General features: G+C 63.7%; 17 protein-coding genes and 1 tRNA gene. 8 read left to right on the top strand and 10 right to left on the bottom strand.

Annotated elements, in window-relative coordinates; translation table 11 throughout:
• Nucleotides 1-2: 2 nt before the first annotated feature.
• Nucleotides 3-536: a hypothetical protein gene (locus tag BRAGE_RS0139130; protein WP_416207756.1), complete on the top strand. Its 534-nt coding sequence runs from the start codon at nt 3-5 to the stop codon at nt 534-536.
• Between the two features lie 8 nt (nt 537-544).
• Here the strand turns inward: BRAGE_RS0139130 and rplT are convergent, their stop codons facing one another.
• Nucleotides 545-904 carry a 50S ribosomal protein L20 gene (rplT, locus tag BRAGE_RS0139135; RefSeq protein ID WP_027561620.1) on the bottom strand — a complete coding sequence of 120 codons (360 nt, stop codon included), beginning with the start codon at nt 902-904 and terminating at the stop codon, nt 545-547.
• Nucleotides 905-984: 80 nt separating this feature from the next.
• On the bottom strand, nt 985-1,185 hold the full coding sequence (gene rpmI / locus BRAGE_RS0139140; RefSeq protein WP_008539890.1) for a 50S ribosomal protein L35: 201 nt from the start codon (nt 1,183-1,185) through the stop codon (nt 985-987).
• Nucleotides 1,186-1,458: 273 nt separating this feature from the next.
• On the opposite strand from rpmI, the gene BRAGE_RS0139145 reads away from it, so the two are divergent.
• On the top strand, nt 1,459-1,863 hold the full coding sequence (locus tag BRAGE_RS0139145; RefSeq protein WP_027561619.1) for a hypothetical protein: 405 nt from the start codon (nt 1,459-1,461) through the stop codon (nt 1,861-1,863).
• A 109-nt stretch (nt 1,864-1,972) separates the two neighbouring features.
• On the opposite strand, the gene infC is transcribed toward BRAGE_RS0139145, so the two are convergent.
• The gene (infC, locus tag BRAGE_RS0139150) at nt 1,973-2,512 is read right to left on the bottom strand and encodes a translation initiation factor IF-3 (RefSeq protein WP_080134054.1); all 540 of its coding nucleotides are present in this window, start codon (nt 2,510-2,512) and stop codon (nt 1,973-1,975) included.
• A gap of 251 nt (nt 2,513-2,763) precedes the next feature.
• On the opposite strand from infC, the gene BRAGE_RS0139155 reads away from it, so the two are divergent.
• Nucleotides 2,764-3,552, top strand: coding sequence for an alpha/beta hydrolase (locus tag BRAGE_RS0139155; RefSeq protein WP_027561617.1), 789 nt, complete (start codon nt 2,764-2,766; stop codon nt 3,550-3,552).
• Nucleotides 3,553-3,695: 143 nt separating this feature from the next.
• Nucleotides 3,696-4,163 carry a nuclear transport factor 2 family protein gene (locus tag BRAGE_RS0139160; RefSeq protein ID WP_027561616.1) on the top strand — a complete coding sequence of 156 codons (468 nt, stop codon included), beginning with the start codon at nt 3,696-3,698 and terminating at the stop codon, nt 4,161-4,163.
• A 115-nt stretch (nt 4,164-4,278) separates the two neighbouring features.
• Here BRAGE_RS0139160 and BRAGE_RS0139165 read toward each other — a convergent pair whose 3' ends face one another.
• The 3 genes from BRAGE_RS0139165 to BRAGE_RS0139175 form a co-directional block, all read right to left on the bottom strand.
• Nucleotides 4,279-5,079: an acyl-CoA thioesterase domain-containing protein gene (locus BRAGE_RS0139165; RefSeq protein WP_035730561.1), complete on the bottom strand. Its 801-nt coding sequence runs from the start codon at nt 5,077-5,079 to the stop codon at nt 4,279-4,281.
• Between the two features lie 222 nt (nt 5,080-5,301).
• A complete protein-coding gene (gene queG / locus BRAGE_RS0139170; protein WP_027561614.1) occupies nt 5,302-6,477 on the bottom strand; it encodes a tRNA epoxyqueuosine(34) reductase QueG in 1,176 nt (391 codons plus the stop codon).
• A complete protein-coding gene (locus BRAGE_RS0139175) occupies nt 6,426-7,118 on the bottom strand; it encodes a glutathione S-transferase family protein (protein WP_027561613.1) in 693 nt (230 codons plus the stop codon). Before BRAGE_RS0139175 ends, queG begins: the two co-directional genes overlap by 52 nt.
• A 169-nt stretch (nt 7,119-7,287) precedes the next feature.
• Between BRAGE_RS0139175 and BRAGE_RS0139180 the strand changes: the two genes are divergently transcribed.
• The 3 genes from BRAGE_RS0139180 to BRAGE_RS50960 all read left to right on the top strand — a co-directional run bounded on the left by BRAGE_RS0139180 (nt 7,288) and on the right by BRAGE_RS50960 (nt 10,259).
• On the top strand, nt 7,288-8,094 hold the full coding sequence (locus BRAGE_RS0139180; protein WP_027561612.1) for an undecaprenyl-diphosphate phosphatase: 807 nt from the start codon (nt 7,288-7,290) through the stop codon (nt 8,092-8,094).
• A 95-nt stretch (nt 8,095-8,189) separates the two neighbouring features.
• Complete coding sequence (locus BRAGE_RS0139185) at nt 8,190-9,515, top strand: FAD-binding oxidoreductase (RefSeq protein WP_027561611.1); 1,326 nt, start codon at nt 8,190-8,192, stop codon at nt 9,513-9,515.
• 3 nt (nt 9,516-9,518) lie between these two features.
• Entirely contained in the window at nt 9,519-10,259 is a 741-nt protein-coding gene (locus BRAGE_RS50960; protein WP_035730563.1) for an SDR family oxidoreductase, read from the top strand.
• A 102-nt stretch (nt 10,260-10,361) separates the two neighbouring features.
• On the opposite strand, the gene BRAGE_RS0139205 is transcribed toward BRAGE_RS50960, so the two are convergent.
• Nucleotides 10,362-11,327, bottom strand: coding sequence for a complex I NDUFA9 subunit family protein (locus BRAGE_RS0139205; protein ID WP_027561608.1), 966 nt, complete (start codon nt 11,325-11,327; stop codon nt 10,362-10,364).
• Nucleotides 11,328-11,476: 149 nt separating this feature from the next.
• Between BRAGE_RS0139205 and BRAGE_RS0139210 the strand changes: the two genes are divergently transcribed.
• Nucleotides 11,477-11,563: transfer RNA gene (locus BRAGE_RS0139210), tRNA-Leu, on the top strand.
• A gap of 48 nt (nt 11,564-11,611) precedes the next feature.
• Here BRAGE_RS0139210 and BRAGE_RS0139215 read toward each other — a convergent pair.
• The 3 genes from BRAGE_RS0139215 to BRAGE_RS0139225 form a co-directional block, all read right to left on the bottom strand.
• On the bottom strand, nt 11,612-11,911 hold the full coding sequence (locus tag BRAGE_RS0139215) for a type II toxin-antitoxin system RelE/ParE family toxin (protein WP_027561607.1): 300 nt from the start codon (nt 11,909-11,911) through the stop codon (nt 11,612-11,614).
• Nucleotides 11,908-12,165, bottom strand: a complete 258-nt coding sequence (locus BRAGE_RS0139220) for a type II toxin-antitoxin system ParD family antitoxin (RefSeq protein WP_027561606.1) — start codon at nt 12,163-12,165, stop codon at nt 11,908-11,910. Before BRAGE_RS0139220 ends, BRAGE_RS0139215 begins: the two co-directional genes overlap by 4 nt.
• Nucleotides 12,166-12,264: 99 nt before the next feature.
• Complete coding sequence (locus tag BRAGE_RS0139225) at nt 12,265-13,536, bottom strand: MFS transporter (RefSeq protein WP_027561605.1); 1,272 nt, start codon at nt 13,534-13,536, stop codon at nt 12,265-12,267.
• Nucleotides 13,537-13,793 lie beyond the last annotated feature (257 nt).

Genomic DNA, 13,793 nt, shown 5'->3' on the forward strand with positions numbered 1-13,793 from the left:
GGTTGTCGCCGCCCGAAGGCCGTAACGTCAAGCAAAAAGCCGGTCATTTCGGGCTGACGGACGGCAGGGTTGAACCTCACGCGGGGGCCCGGCACCAACGGGGACACGAGGAGACATTTGCGATGCTTTCGAAATCCTGCCTGGCTGTTCTGGCCGTCGTTCTGTCGGTCGCAGGCACCCCTGCGCGCGCCATGGTCTGCATGGATAAATCCATGACGCTGGACGAGGTGGCCGACGCCATCAGCACCCAGAAGAGCTGCGCGAGCGCGATGAAGCTGTTTCAGGATTGCCAATTGACCGCGAGCGGCGATGTCCAGCTCGGCGCCGCCGTCGAGAAGAAATGCGAGGCGGACTTCATGCCCGGCCTCAGCACGGCGCAGCATCAGGCTTACAAACGCGAGATGCGCGCATGCGACCTCAAGTACCGGAACAAGTCCGGCACCATGTATCTCTCGTTCGCAGCTTTTTGCCGGGCGGAGGTCGCCCAGCGTCACTCGCAACGCGCGCTGAAGGCTGCGGGCCAGAAGGCCCGCTAGCGCAAGCCTCAGGCCGCGAGCGCGGCTTTGGCCTTCTCGGCGATCGCCTGGAACGCGGCGGGCTCGCTGATCGCGAGATCCGACAGCACCTTGCGGTCCACGGTGATCCCGGACTTGGCCATGCCGTCGATAAATCGGCTGTAGGTCAGGCCGAACGGACGGACGGCGGCGTTGATGCGCTGGATCCAGAGCGCGCGGAAGGTGCGCTTCTTACGCTTGCGGTCGCGGAAGGCGTATTGCTGGGCCTTCTCCACGGCCGGCTTGGCGGCGCGGATGGTGTTCTTGCGGCGGCCGTAGAAGCCCTTGGCGGCCTTGTAGACTTTCTTGTGCTTGGCGTGGGCGGTCACACCGCGTTTGACGCGAGACATGACAAAATCCTTCAGAGATGACTTCGGTTATCGGATTGCCGCGGGATGCGCGGCACGGATGGCAGTGATCGTGGACGCGATCAGGCGTTCGGCAAGAAGTACTTCTTGACGTTGTCGCCGTCGGTCTTGAACAGCACGCGGGTGCCGCGGAGCTGACGGATCTGCTTCTTCGTCCGCTTGATCATGCCGTGACGCTTGCCGCGCTGGGCGTGCATCACTTTGCCGGTGGCAGTCACCTTGAAGCGCTTTTTAGCGCCCGATTTGGTCTTCAGCTTGGGCATTTGGCTCTCCTAATGGCCACAGAGATCCGCCCGCGAAGGCGGCTGGCCGTCAAAAATGCTCGTTAGAGCGTTGATTGTGCTCAGGTTTCGCGAACAAGCGCGACACCCGCACGAACACCGCCACGGCAGCCCTTAAATCAGCCGGGCGATGAAGGCTGGGCTTATGACAGAGGACAGGCCGATTGGCAACGATGAACCGGGGGAACCGGCTCGCCGACTATTGCAAGTTGTCACCCCTCATGTCCCAGCCTTGTCGCCTGAAGCAGGACCAAAATGGCCCATTTCCCGCAATTTATTTCGTCGTTGACCAATTTCGCCCGCCCGCGCCATCTGGTGCTGTTCGCCGTGCTCGCCACCGCGGCACTGCCGTCGACTGCCGACGCCCGTGTCGGCGGCTATGACGGCATCTGGAACGTCACCTTCGCCACCACCCGGGGCAATTGCAGCTCCGGCTACAGCGTCCCCTTCACCGTGGCAGGCAGTCGGGTGTCGTCCGCCGGCGGCGGCCGGGTCTCGGGCCGGATCAAACGTTCCGGCGCCGTCGCAGTCGAGGTCTCGGTCGGCGCGTCCCATGCGAGTGGCGGCGGCCGGCTCGCCGGCGTGAACGGCGCGGGTTCCTGGAGGGGCATCATCTCCGGCGACCAGTGCAGCGGCACCTGGCAGGCGACGCGGACGTAGTGCCCAAGCATTCGAGCCGAATTCGTGGCTTGTACCGCGACCAAAACAAAACGGCCCGCCGGAGATCCGGACGGGCCGTTGAATTCTCAAGTCCCCTGAAAAGCTCGCCTCAGCGCGGCGCCAGCACCATGACGACCTGGCGACCTTCGAACCGTGCGTCCTGCTCGACCTTGGCGAGCTCGGCGACGTCGGTCTTGATCTTGTCCAGAAGCTTGGTGCCGATCTCCTGATGCGCCATTTCGCGGCCACGATAGCGCAGCGTGATCTTGACCTTGTCGCCCTCTTCGAAGAACCGCTGCATCGCGCGCATCTTCACGTCGTAATCGTGATCGTCGATCATCGGGCGGAGCTTGATCTCCTTGATCTCGACGGTCTTCTGCCGCTTGCGGGCTTCCGCGGCTTTCTTCTGAGCGGAATACTTGTACTTCCCGTAGTCCATGATCTTGCAGACGGGAGGGCTGGTATTCGGCGAAATCTCGACCAGATCCATGCCAGCTTCCTGGGCCATCCGGATGGCGACGACGGTCTCGACCGTGCCTTTATTATCACCGGTCTGATCGATCAGCTGGATCTGCGCATTGCGAATATCATCATTGATGCGCGGCCCGTCTTTGCTGGCAGCGGGCGGAGCTTTATTAGGACGGCGAATGGGTGGTTCTCCAAAGTTGTGAAAGAAGCGGCTATTTTGAAGGAAGAAGCGTTTGCCGGCAAGCAAGTCGCGTGTGCGAGAGGCGAAAAACCCTCAAATGCGAGGCATTTGGGCCACGCCTGTCGGCACGCTGACCGACATAGACACCTTGCTTCTGTTCCGCAAGCGTCCCAAAGGGACAATGCCGGCAGCGGTTACTCAATCGCACGCGCCTAGAACTGCTGAAACCGCACAGCCAGAGTAAACGTTCCATGACCGAAACAATTCCTGATGCCATGCTCGACTTCATCGATGTGGGCGAGGGTCCATCCGCGCGCAAAATCGCGGTGCGCAGCCGGCGCGGTCAAGGACCCGGGCTGGTCTGGCTCGGCGGCTTCAAATCGGACATGCAGGGCGGCAAGGCCCAGGCGCTGGATGCCTGGGCTGGGGAGCACGGCCGTGCCGCGGTCCGGTTCGACTATTCCGGTCATGGTGAATCCAGCGGCAATTTTGCCGATGGAACCATCGGCAGCTGGCTCGAGGACAGCGTCGCAGTGTTCGAGCGGTTCTGCGAGGGACCGCAGATCCTGATCGGCTCCTCCATGGGCGGCTGGATGGCGCTGCTGCTCGCGCGCGAGATCAGGAAGCGTTCCGGCAAAGCCTCGCTGGCGGGCCTCGTGCTGATCGCACCGGCGCCCGATTTCACCGAGGAACTGATGTGGAAGAACTTTTCGTCCGCGGTGAAGAAGGAGATCGAGACCAAGGGCTTCTGGTTGCGACCGTCGGACTATGGCGACGGCTCGCCCTATCCGATCACGCGGAACCTGATCGAGGAGGGCCGCAACCATCTCGTGCTCGGCAGCGCCATCGATCTCGGCTGTCCCGTGCGCATTCTGCAAGGCGCGCAGGATCCCGATGTGCCGTGGCAGCACGCCTTCGCGCTGACGCATCGCCTGCCGGCCGACGACGTCGTGCTGACCATGATCCAGGACGGCGACCACCGCCTCTCCCGCCCGCAGGACATTGCGCGCATTCTTGCCGCGGTGGCCGAGATCGGGTGAAGTGTCTCCAAACATCCGGTGTCATCGTCCGCGAAGGCGGACGATCCAGTACGCCGCGGCCGTGGTGATCTAGCCGAGAAGCCGCGGCGTACTGGATGCCCCGCTTTCGCGGGGCATGACCAAGAGATTGGGAGGCAACGCCAATGACCACCACCGCCATGCTGCGCGCCTTCTGCGATGCGGTCGAGCAGCGCAATGGCCGGGCCTTCGCTGAATTGTTCACCGAGGACGGCGTCTATCACGACGTCTTTTACGGCGCCTTCGCCGGCCGCGAGAAGATCGCTGCGATGATCGACGATTGGTTCTATCGCACGGCGACCGATTTCCGCTGGGACATGCATGACCCCGTCACCGACGGCACCACGCTCTATGCCCGCTACACCTTCAGCTATCGCTCCACCCTGCCGGAAGCGAATGGCGCGCGGGCGATGTTCGAGGGCGTCGCGATCATGACGCTGCGTGACGGTAAGATCGTGAACTATCACGAGGTCGCCAACACCGCGCCGGCGTTTGTCGATCTGAAGTTCGCGCCTGAGCGGATCGCGAAGATCGTCGCCAAGCAGGGCGCCGAGCTGAAGGCGCGGCCGGAGATGAAGCGGCATCTCACCTGACCGTCATTCCGGGGCGTGCGAAGCACGAGCCCGGAATCCATAACCACGATCCTGAGTATGGATTCCGGGCTCACGCTTCGCGTGCCCCGGAATGACGGCGGCAGAGAATGCGAGCCTACGGCGGCGGTGGCTTCGCCATCGGCTTGCGCTGCGCCAGTGCGGCGACCGTCGCGGTGCCGATCGGGCCCTGCTCGTCATAGAGCCAGCATTCGCCGATCGCGACGCCTTCGGTCGCCTGGTGATTCACCACGTCGAAACCGATCCAGTTCGTCACGGGCAAGCGGTGCAGATAGATCGTGACGTCGCTGTTGATGTAGCCGAGCCCCTTGTCGCCGGCATTGGCAAAGGGGCTGGCGAAATCGGCACCAACAGCGACATGCACGAACGGCGTCATCGGCACGCCGGCGACGAGCTCGCGCACCTCGCTCATCCACAGCCGGCGCGGGCCGAGCGAGCCCATGTGGCCGACAATGGGGCGCGTCGTCCATTTACCGTTCATGCCGAGCCTCGGATCGGTCGGCTTTGGAATGTCTGATGGTTTCGGCACGTCCCAGTTCGGCGGCGACCAGACATTGCCGTCGGGATTTTGCGTCTTGCGCAACAGCTGGCACGACGCGCGCGCCATGCTGACCCCGCCGGAAAAGAATTCCGCTTCCACCACGCGGATGCGCAGGCCGTCGCGCACGAGCCGCGTCGTTACTTCGATCGGCTTGTCGATGGTCGGCAGCCGGAACATGTCGACGGTGAGCCGCGCCGGCACGAATTCAGGCCCTGAATGGCGCTCCTCGATGGCGAAGCCGAGCAGGCCGATGATGACGCGCCCGTGCAGCGATTTCGGATCCCACGGGCCATTGGCCACTTCCGTCGGATGGAAAGTATCGCCGTTGCGTGTGAAGAAGGGAATGTTTGTTGTCATGGTGCGCGACTTTTGAGGGAATGCGCGGGGAAATCAAGGGCAGTGAGGCGCGCACACCGTGGCCACAACAACGGTGTCATCGCCCGCCTTGTGCGCCCTTGCGCACTGGGGCGGGCGATCCAGTACTCCGAGACAGCAGTGATTGAATCAATAGGCCGCGGCGGACTGGATTCCCCGCCCCCGTGCGCAATTGCGCACTAGGCGGGGAATGACAGCGGTGGGTTAGGAGGCGGCGCGCCATTCCTCACGAACGCTCTCGTCGCGCTCGTTGCTTATTGCCGCTGCCTTCAGCGCCTCAAGCTCTTCCCGCGACACCAACTGCCCCAGCGCCCACACCGCCGCCCCGCGCACCAGCGGACTCGCATCGTCAAGCAATCGCCGCGCCTCATCCGCCAGCGCCGCCTCGCCGGAGTTGCCAATCGCAATCAGCACATTCCGCAAGAATCGATCGCGGCCGATGCGCTTGACCGGCGACTTCGTGAACAGCGCGCGGAACGCTGCGTCATCGAGCCGTGAAAGCTCAGCAAGACCAGGCGCGCGCAATTCATCACGCGCGGCGAGCTTGGCTTCACGTCCCTCCTGCGCGAACTTGTTCCAGGGACACGCTGCAAGGCAATCATCGCAGCCATAGATGCGGTTGCCCATCGCTTTACGAAACTCGTGCGGGATCGGACCCTTGTTCTCGATGGTGAGATAGGAGATGCAGCGCCGCGCATCGAGCTGGTACGGCGCGGGAAATGCAGAGGTCGGGCAGATGTCGAGGCAGGCCCGGCACGAGCCGCAATGATCGATCTCGGCAACATCGCGCGGCAGCTCCAGCGTGGTGTAGATCGCGCCGAGGAATAGCCACGATCCGAACTCGCGCGAGACCAGATTGGTGTGCTTGCCCTGCCAGCCCAGATGCGCGGCCTGCGCGAGCGGCTTCTCCATCACGGCCGCGGTGTCGACGAACACCTTCACTTCGGACGGCGCGGTTGCGACCAGCCAGCGGGCCAGCGCCTTCAGACGTTTCTTGATGAGATCGTGGTAGTCGTCGCCCTGCGCATAGACCGAGATCGCCGCGCGCGTGCGCTCTTTCAGGATCGCGAGCGGATCGGAATCGGGGCCGTAATTGACGCCAAGCATGATGACGCTGCGCACGTCGGCCCACAGCCCGCGCGGATCGACGCGGCGCTCCGGCTGGTTCGCGAGCCAGTCCATGTCGCCATGGCCGCCCGAGGCGATGAATTCGAGAAAATGCGCGCCGGCCTTTTCGATCGTGCCGGGCTCGGTGATGCCGATGCAGTCGAAGCCGAGCGCGCGCGCCTCGCGCGCGAGCGCCGTCTTCAGTTCAGTCGGGTCGGAGTTCAGAAATCCAGGTCCACGTAGGTCCGCGACGCCGGCACACCGGCCAGCCATTCGCTCAGCAGCGGACGGAACGACGGGCGGGATTTCACCCGCGCGTACCACGCCTTTGCTGCGTCGTCCTCGCTCCATGGCACGTCGCCCAGATAGTCGATCGCCGAAAGATGCGCCGCGGCGGCGAGATCCGCGTAGGTGAGCCGGTCGCCGGCGAGGAAGTTGCGCGTCTGCGCCAGCCAGCCGATATAGGCCAGATGATAGCGCACGTTGGCCTTGGCCGCGCGCATCACGTCGGCCGAGGGCGGACCGCCGCCATTCTCCTCGCTCATGAAGCGCTTGTAGATGCGCTCGGTGACGAGCGGGTGCGAGACCTCCTCGAAGAACTTCTCGTTGAACCAGGCCATCAGTCGGCGCACCTCGACGCGCTCGAAGGTCGTCTCCGGCATCAGGCGCTTGGGTCCCATCCCGGCGCCATAGGCCTCGTCGACATATTCGGCGATGATGGCCGCGCCCGGGATCGGCGGCTGCTCGTCGTCCACCAGTACGGGCGTCGTGCCGGCCGCATTGAGCAGCAGAAATGCCTCGCGCCGTTCCCAGCTACGCTCCTCGATCAGCTTCAGATCGAGCCCGTATTCGCCCGCGATCAGGCGGATGAAGCGCGAATGCGGACAGAACGGATGATGAAACAGCGTAAACATGAAGCCTTTGACTATTTGATGGTGCTTAAGAATCCATCAATGTTTGTGCGGCGCCACACTAGTTCCTCAAAACTGCGAAGCAAGTGCGAGACGCCGCATTTTGCGATTGCAGCATTTAGGGGAATAGGCGAGAAGAGCCCCGCTTTTCCAGCCGAAATGGACCGTAAATATGTCAGATGCAATACGGGCAGTGATCCTCGGCATCATCGAGGGTGTGACCGAGTTCCTTCCCGTGTCCTCGACCGGCCACCTGCTGCTCGCGGAACGCTTCTTCGGCCTCGGCGAAGGCGCCTTCTGGGATTCGTTTACGGTTCTGATCCAGCTGGGTGCGATCCTCGCGATCGTCGGGCTCTACTTCAGGAAGCTCTGGGATGTCGCGATCGGCCTGTTCACGGGCGATGCCTATGCACGCCGTTTCGTGATCGGCGTGCTGGTGGCGTTCCTGCCGGCCGTCGTGGTCGGCCTCGTCGCCGGCAAATACATCAAGAGCGTGCTGTTCAATCCCTGGGTCGTGTGCTTCACGCTGATCGTCGGCGGCGCCATCCTGCTCTGGGTCGACAAGCTCGACCTCAAGCCGCGCGAGCACGACGCCACCAAGTTCCCGTTGCTGATGTACCTCTATATCGGCATCGCGCAGTGCGTCGCCATGATCCCCGGCGTGTCGCGCTCCGGCGCCAGCATCGTCGCCGCGATGTTCCTGGGCGCCGACAAGCGCGCCGCGGCGGAGTTCTCGTTCTTCCTCGCCATCCCCACCATGATCGGCGCATTCGCCTACGACTTCTACAAGAACCGCTCCGAGATGACGATGGACCACATGGGCATCGTCGCGATCGGCTTCGTGGTGTCGTTCATCACCGCGATCATCGTGGTGAAGGCGTTCCTCGGCTACGTCACCCGCCACGGTTTCGTGGTGTTCGCCTGGTGGCGCGTCATCGTCGGCACGCTCGGCCTGATCGCGCTGGCGCTGGGACGTTAACTTCTCAAAAACTAGCCGATACGCCTCAACGCAATATCAGCTTTTGACCGGTAGGCAGTTTCCGGAGCGGGGTGGCCCGCGGGCGGAGCTGAACGATGACCCTCGTCAGCGGCTGGGGGCGCTTCCCGGTCGTCGATAGCGAAATGCTGCGGCCGCGCTCGTTCGCGGCGCTGGGCGAAGCCGTGGTGACTGGCTCCGTGGCGCGGGGCAACGGCCGCGCCTATGGCGATGCCGCGATCGGCGCGGTCAGGACGATCGGGATGGCCGGGTTCGACCGGGTCAGGTCGTTCGATCCCGCGACCGGGCGCATCCATCTCGAAGCCGGCGTGCAGCTCGCGGATCTGATCGATACTTTTGGTCCTCGCGGCTTCCTGCCTTTCGTCGTGCCCGGCACGCGCTTCGTCTCGGTCGGCGGCGCGATCGCCGCCGACGTGCACGGCAAGAATCACCATTGCGAGGGCGGCTTCGGCCGCTACGTCGACAGCATTTTGCTGCGCACCGGTATGGGCGAAGTCATCGAAGCCTCGCGCGAGCAAAATTCCGATGCCTTCTTTGCGACCATCGGCGGCATGGGCCTCACCGGAATCATCCTCGAAGCGACGATTCGGCTGCGGCCGGTTGAAACGGGCTGGATCCGCGAGCGCGTGATCTCCGCATCCGATCTCGACGCAGCGATGCGTGCGCTGGATGCGGGCGATGCCTCGACCTATTCGGTGGCGTGGATCGATTGCGCCGCGCGCGGGCGCGATCTCGGCCGCTCGCTGATCTATCTCGGTGAGCACGCCAGCAGAGACGAGCTCGCCAACGCCGCCGATGCATTTCCCACCGGCAAGAATCCCGCCCTCGCCGTACCCATTGATCTGCCGTCGATGACGCTGAACCGCTTCAGCATCCGCGCCTTCAACGAGCTCTATTACCGCATGGGTGCGCGGCGCGCCGGCGGCAGCCATGTGGTCTCGCTCTATCCCTATTTCTTTCCGCTCGACGCGATCGCCGACTGGAATCGCATCTATGGCAAGCGCGGCTTCCTCCAGCATCAATGCGTGATCCCGGAACACAATGCGCGCGCCGTGCTCGGCGAGATCCTCGACCGCGTCGCCAAGCGCGGCGATGCTTCCTTCCTCGCGGTGCTCAAGAAGCTCGGCCAGGGCGACGGCATTTTGTCCTTTCCGCTGCCGGGCTACACGCTGGCGCTGGATTTCCCAGTGAAGGGCGACATCCTGAATTTCCTCGACGAGATCGATCGTCTCGTCGTCGCGGCCAGCGGCCGGCTTTATCTGGCAAAAGACGCGCGGCAGTCGCGCGCGACGTTCGAGGCCGGCTATCCCGCCTTGTCGCGCTTCAACGCGATCCGAAAATCGCTCGATCCCGCCGGGACAATCCGCTCAAAGCTTTCGCAACGCCTGTTCGATGAGGTGTAAGCCGTGACGTCACGCAAGACCGTTCTGGTGCTCGGTGGCTCCTCCGATATCGGCCGCGCCGCGGCGCGCGCCTTTGCCAAGGCCGGATACGATGTCGGCCTCGCTGGCCGTGACGTCGCTGTGCTGGAGCCTGATGCGGCCGATCTGCGCGCGCGTTACAATGTCGAGGCCAATCTCTATAAGTTCGATGTGCTCGACACCGCTTCGTTCGATGGCTTTGTCGCCGCCCTTCCCGCGCTGCCTGACGTCGTCATCTCGATCGTCGGCCTGCTCGGCGTTCAGCAGGATGCCGAGAGCGATCTTGCCCATGCCACCACGATCATGCGCTCCAACTACGAAGGTCCGTCGCTGATCCTCGGTCTGTTCGCGGAGAAATTTTTAGGTCGTGGCGCTGGCACGCTCGTCGGCGTGTCCTCGGTCGCCGGCGATCGCGGCCGGGCCTCGAACTATGTCTACGGCTCGGCGAAAGCAGGTTTCTCCGCATTCCTCTCGGGCCTGCGCGCCCGCGCCAGTCGCGGCGGTGTGCATGTCGTCACCGTCAAGCCCGGCTTCGTCCGCACCAAGATGACGGAAGGCATGAAGCTGATCGGCCCGCTCACGGTCGAAGCGCCTGTCGTCGGCGATGCGATCCTTCAGGCCGTCGAGAAGAAAACCGACGTCGTCTATGTCAGCGGCAAATGGCGTCTCGTGATGCTGATCATCAAGACGCTGCCGGAGGCGGTGTTCAAGAAGTTGAAGTTTTGAGGCTGCAGGAACTACGCTGTAGCCGCAGCGGCGGTGCGCCCCCTCGCCCCGTTCGTCCCACAAACTCGTCAAGCCCGGCCATGACAACGGAGAGAGGGCGTCTCACACGCTCATGCGCTGGAATTGCCCGGCGGCGCGGAAGCGCCAGAGATATTGCGGAGCGATCGCCTCGAGCGAATCGGCCGTGATGCCAAGCCCTTCCAGCGTAAGCCCGGCAGCCTTCGCCGCATCCGACACCACATTGTCGCGCTCGAGCAGCGTGACCTGGTCCGGCGTCAGCTTGAACGCGCCAGGCGCGAATTGCAGGAAGTTGGACTGGAAGCGGGCGAGCCCGAACGACAGCGGGATCAGCGCCGGCTTGCGGTTGGCGATGGCCAGAATGGCCTCGATGATCTCGCGCATGGTCAGCACCTCGGGCCCGCCGAGCTCGTAGGTCGCGCCCGCCTTGGCCTTGCCGTCGACCGCATCCGCTATCGCGGTGGCGACGTCGCCGACATAGACCGGCTGCATCTTCGTCTCGGCGCCGATCAGCGGCAGCACCGGCGACATCCGCGCCAGCGCCGCAAAGCGGTTGGTGAACTGGTCCTCGGGGCCGAACATCACGGAGGGGCGGAAGATCGTCGCCGACGGCACCGCGGCCAGCACCGCCGCCTCGCCGGCCGCCTTGGCCTTGGCATAGCGCGAGGGCGATTCGGCATCGGCGCCGATGGCGGAGACATGGATCACCTGGGCGCCCGCCGCCGCAGCTGCCTTGGCGACGGTCTCGGCGCCCTTGGCCTGGACGGCGTCAAAGGTCTGCGCGCCGCTCTCGGCCAGCACGCCCACGAGATTGATCACGACATGCGAATCACGCAGCGCCGCCTCGACCGAGGCCGGATAGCGCAGATTGGCCTGGACGACATGGACCTGGCCGACCTTGCCGGACGGCTGGAGGTATCCGGCGAGTTCCGGCCGCCGCACCGCAACACGGACCCGGTAATCGCGCCGGCACAGCGCCCGGACGACATTCCGGCCCAAAAATCCCGATCCGCCGAAAACCGTGACCAGCGTGTCCAGATTCGATGCCATGGGGTCCAATCCTGCAGGAAGAGTGCGTATTATCAGGCTTGTATCGGGCCGGTTTGCGATGCGCAATCCGCATCGCCAAAACCGGGCAAGCATGAATTGACAACGGCGTCACCGAACCGTAGTAACCGCCTCCGTGCCCCAAACGGCATGCCCAGGTGGTGGAATTGGTAGACGCGCTGGCTTCAGGTGCCAGTGGCTTAACGGCCGTGAAGGTTCGAGTCCTTTCCTGGGCACCATTTGAGGTTTGTGCGCCCTATCCGGCCGTTACCTCCTTCACGAGAAACCTAGTTCTCCGGGAAGAGCAGCGGCTCGTAGTCGCGCGCACCGTGAAGGATGTGGATCACTTCGATCGCGTCGTCACCCACCCGATAGAAGATCAGGTAATTCCCGAACAGACGCCGCCGAATGCCCGTGTGTTCGTAGCGCGGTACCAGGGGATAGCCGCGCGGCGCGTCAGCAAGGGATTCGCACTTTTCACGTAGTCCACGGATGAGCACAAGTGCGCTTCGCGGGCTTTGCTCGGCGACGTAGGACGCGATGTCGTCAAGATCTGCTTCAGCCTCCGCGGTGACGACAACGATCACGAGCGGTCGGCCTTGCCGGCCAATCTCGCTTCTAGCCGGTCGAAAACCTCGGAACTCGGTTTGATCCGACCTGCATCGGCATCCTCAAGGCCGCGCGCGATCGCGGCGTCCAATGCGGCCAGCCGCGCTTCGCGCTCCTGGATCAGGCGCACGCCCTCCCGCAGGACCTCGCTCTTGGAGTGGTAGCGGCCCGAAGCGACCAGCTTTGTCACAAAGTTTTCAAGGGCTTCGCCGAGATCTGCACTGACCGCCATGTCATTTCTCCGCTAGGGGTTGGTCCTTAATAACTATTATTGGAGACCCTTTGCATCAAGCGGCATTTCCCTTCCCGACCGACCATGGCTCACAGGCCCTCACACCACCGTCTTCCCCGCCCGCTCCGCCACCGCCTTCTGCACGAAATACATCGCAACCAGCGCGACGGCCGCCGACGCGCAGACGACGTAGCCGATCCGGTCGAAATGGAGCAGCGAGCCATCAGGTGCCTGCGCGATGATGGCGCCGGCGAGCACCGAGCCGAGGCCGCCGGAGAGCTGCTGGAGCGAGGCACTGATCGCGCTGAAGGAGCCGCGCTGGCTCTGATCGGGGATCGCCGACATCAGCGCCTGCGACGGGATCATGCGCGAGAAGATGCCGACGAACATCAGGACGTTGACGAGAATCGCGGTCGTCAGCGTGACGTGGCCGAGATGGGTGTAGATCAGCACCATGATGACAGACACCACGCTGCCGAACACAAAGGTCGGGTATTTGCCGAACCTGTCGCTGGCACGGCCGACCAGCGGCCCGGTGACGATGCTGAACAGGCCGGAGACGAGATAGATCGTCGGCAGATGCGTGATGTCGATGCCGAGATTGTGCACGGTGAAGGCGCTGGAGAACGGCATCAGCATGTAGCCGCCGGTCGCCAGTAATGTCGTCACCGCGAAGGCCAGCGTGTAGCGCGGCTCGAAGACCGTCGCGACCAGATGGCGGAACGGGTTTCGGTCCTGCTTCAGCTTCAGATGCGCGTCGACCGGCTCCATCGCGAAGACGATGACCGCGATCGCCGCGATCGACAGGCCGACGATCGCTACGAAACAGATGTGCCAGTTCCAGTGATTGGCGAGAAACAGCCCTGCGGGAATGCCGAGCACCTGGCTCGCGGCGAACGCGGTCTGGACGAAGCCCATGACGCGGCCGCGCAGATGCAGCGGGAACAGATCGGTGATGATGGCAAGCACGACCGAGCCGATCACTCCGCCGAACAACCCGGTCACGATCCGGCCGAGCAGCAGCACGTGGTAATTCTGCGCGGCGGCGCAGAGCAGGGTGCCGAGCGTGAAGCCGACATAGAAGAACAGCAAGAGCCGCTTGCGATCGAAGCGATCGGCAAAGCCGGCGGCGAGCACGCCGGAAATTCCCGCGCTGAACGCATAGGCCGACACCGCGATGCCGAATTGGGTGGCCGTGATATTGAGCGCGGGCATCAGGATGGCGCCGAGCGGCGACATGATGATGAAGTCGAGGATGATCGTGAATTGCGTAAAGGCGAGCAGCGCGATCAGGAGCGACTGGTAGCGCGAAAAGCCGCGCTGCCGTTCCGGTTGATCGTCGATCGGCGCAGCTAACGTCTGTTCGGTCATGGGCACCTGGTTCGCGGGTGGGCGCGACAGGGCGCCGCGCGAAACTGGCAGATAGGGTGAATGGTGAGGATTTCCACGGGGCACACGGCAAAGGCTGTGTCGGAACACGAAGCTCACGCCGGGTTGTGGGATCCCTGCAACAGCCTGACACACCGATGTGACTTGATCGTCCCGCCGGGGCCGCTGGCCTTGTCCGGCCAAATTAAGCCGCCCTTAGCGAATGCCCCCTAGGCTCGCTGGCGTCCATTTCCCTGCTC

The sequence above is a fragment of the Bradyrhizobium genosp. SA-4 str. CB756 genome, from assembly GCF_000473125.1.
GTDB classification, from domain to species: Bacteria; Pseudomonadota; Alphaproteobacteria; order Rhizobiales; family Xanthobacteraceae; genus Bradyrhizobium; species Bradyrhizobium arachidis.

Bases quoted from the DNA above. Each gene is read 5' to 3' on its own strand.
- rplT (WP_027561620.1), bottom strand. From the start codon at position 904: ATGTCTCGCGTCAAACGCGGTGTGACCGCCCACGCCAAGCACAAGAAA.
- rpmI (WP_008539890.1), bottom strand. From the start codon at position 1,185: ATGCCCAAGCTGAAGACCAAATCGGGCGCTAAAAAGCGCTTCAAGGTG.
- BRAGE_RS0139145 (WP_027561619.1), top strand. From the start codon at position 1,459: ATGGCCCATTTCCCGCAATTTATTTCGTCGTTGACCAATTTCGCCCGC.
- BRAGE_RS0139155 (WP_027561617.1), top strand. From the start codon at position 2,764: ATGACCGAAACAATTCCTGATGCCATGCTCGACTTCATCGATGTGGGC.
- BRAGE_RS0139160 (WP_027561616.1), top strand. From the start codon at position 3,696: ATGACCACCACCGCCATGCTGCGCGCCTTCTGCGATGCGGTCGAGCAG.
- BRAGE_RS0139165 (WP_035730561.1), bottom strand. From the start codon at position 5,079: ATGACAACAAACATTCCCTTCTTCACACGCAACGGCGATACTTTCCAT.
- queG (WP_027561614.1), bottom strand. From the start codon at position 6,477: ATGGCTGGCCGGTGTGCCGGCGTCGCGGACCTACGTGGACCTGGATTT.
- BRAGE_RS0139175 (WP_027561613.1), bottom strand. From the start codon at position 7,118: ATGTTTACGCTGTTTCATCATCCGTTCTGTCCGCATTCGCGCTTCATC.
- BRAGE_RS0139180 (WP_027561612.1), top strand. From the start codon at position 7,288: ATGTCAGATGCAATACGGGCAGTGATCCTCGGCATCATCGAGGGTGTG.
- BRAGE_RS0139185 (WP_027561611.1), top strand. From the start codon at position 8,190: ATGACCCTCGTCAGCGGCTGGGGGCGCTTCCCGGTCGTCGATAGCGAA.
- BRAGE_RS0139205 (WP_027561608.1), bottom strand. From the start codon at position 11,327: ATGGCATCGAATCTGGACACGCTGGTCACGGTTTTCGGCGGATCGGGA.
- BRAGE_RS0139220 (WP_027561606.1), bottom strand. From the start codon at position 12,165: ATGGCGGTCAGTGCAGATCTCGGCGAAGCCCTTGAAAACTTTGTGACA.
- BRAGE_RS0139225 (WP_027561605.1), bottom strand. From the start codon at position 13,536: ATGACCGAACAGACGTTAGCTGCGCCGATCGACGATCAACCGGAACGG.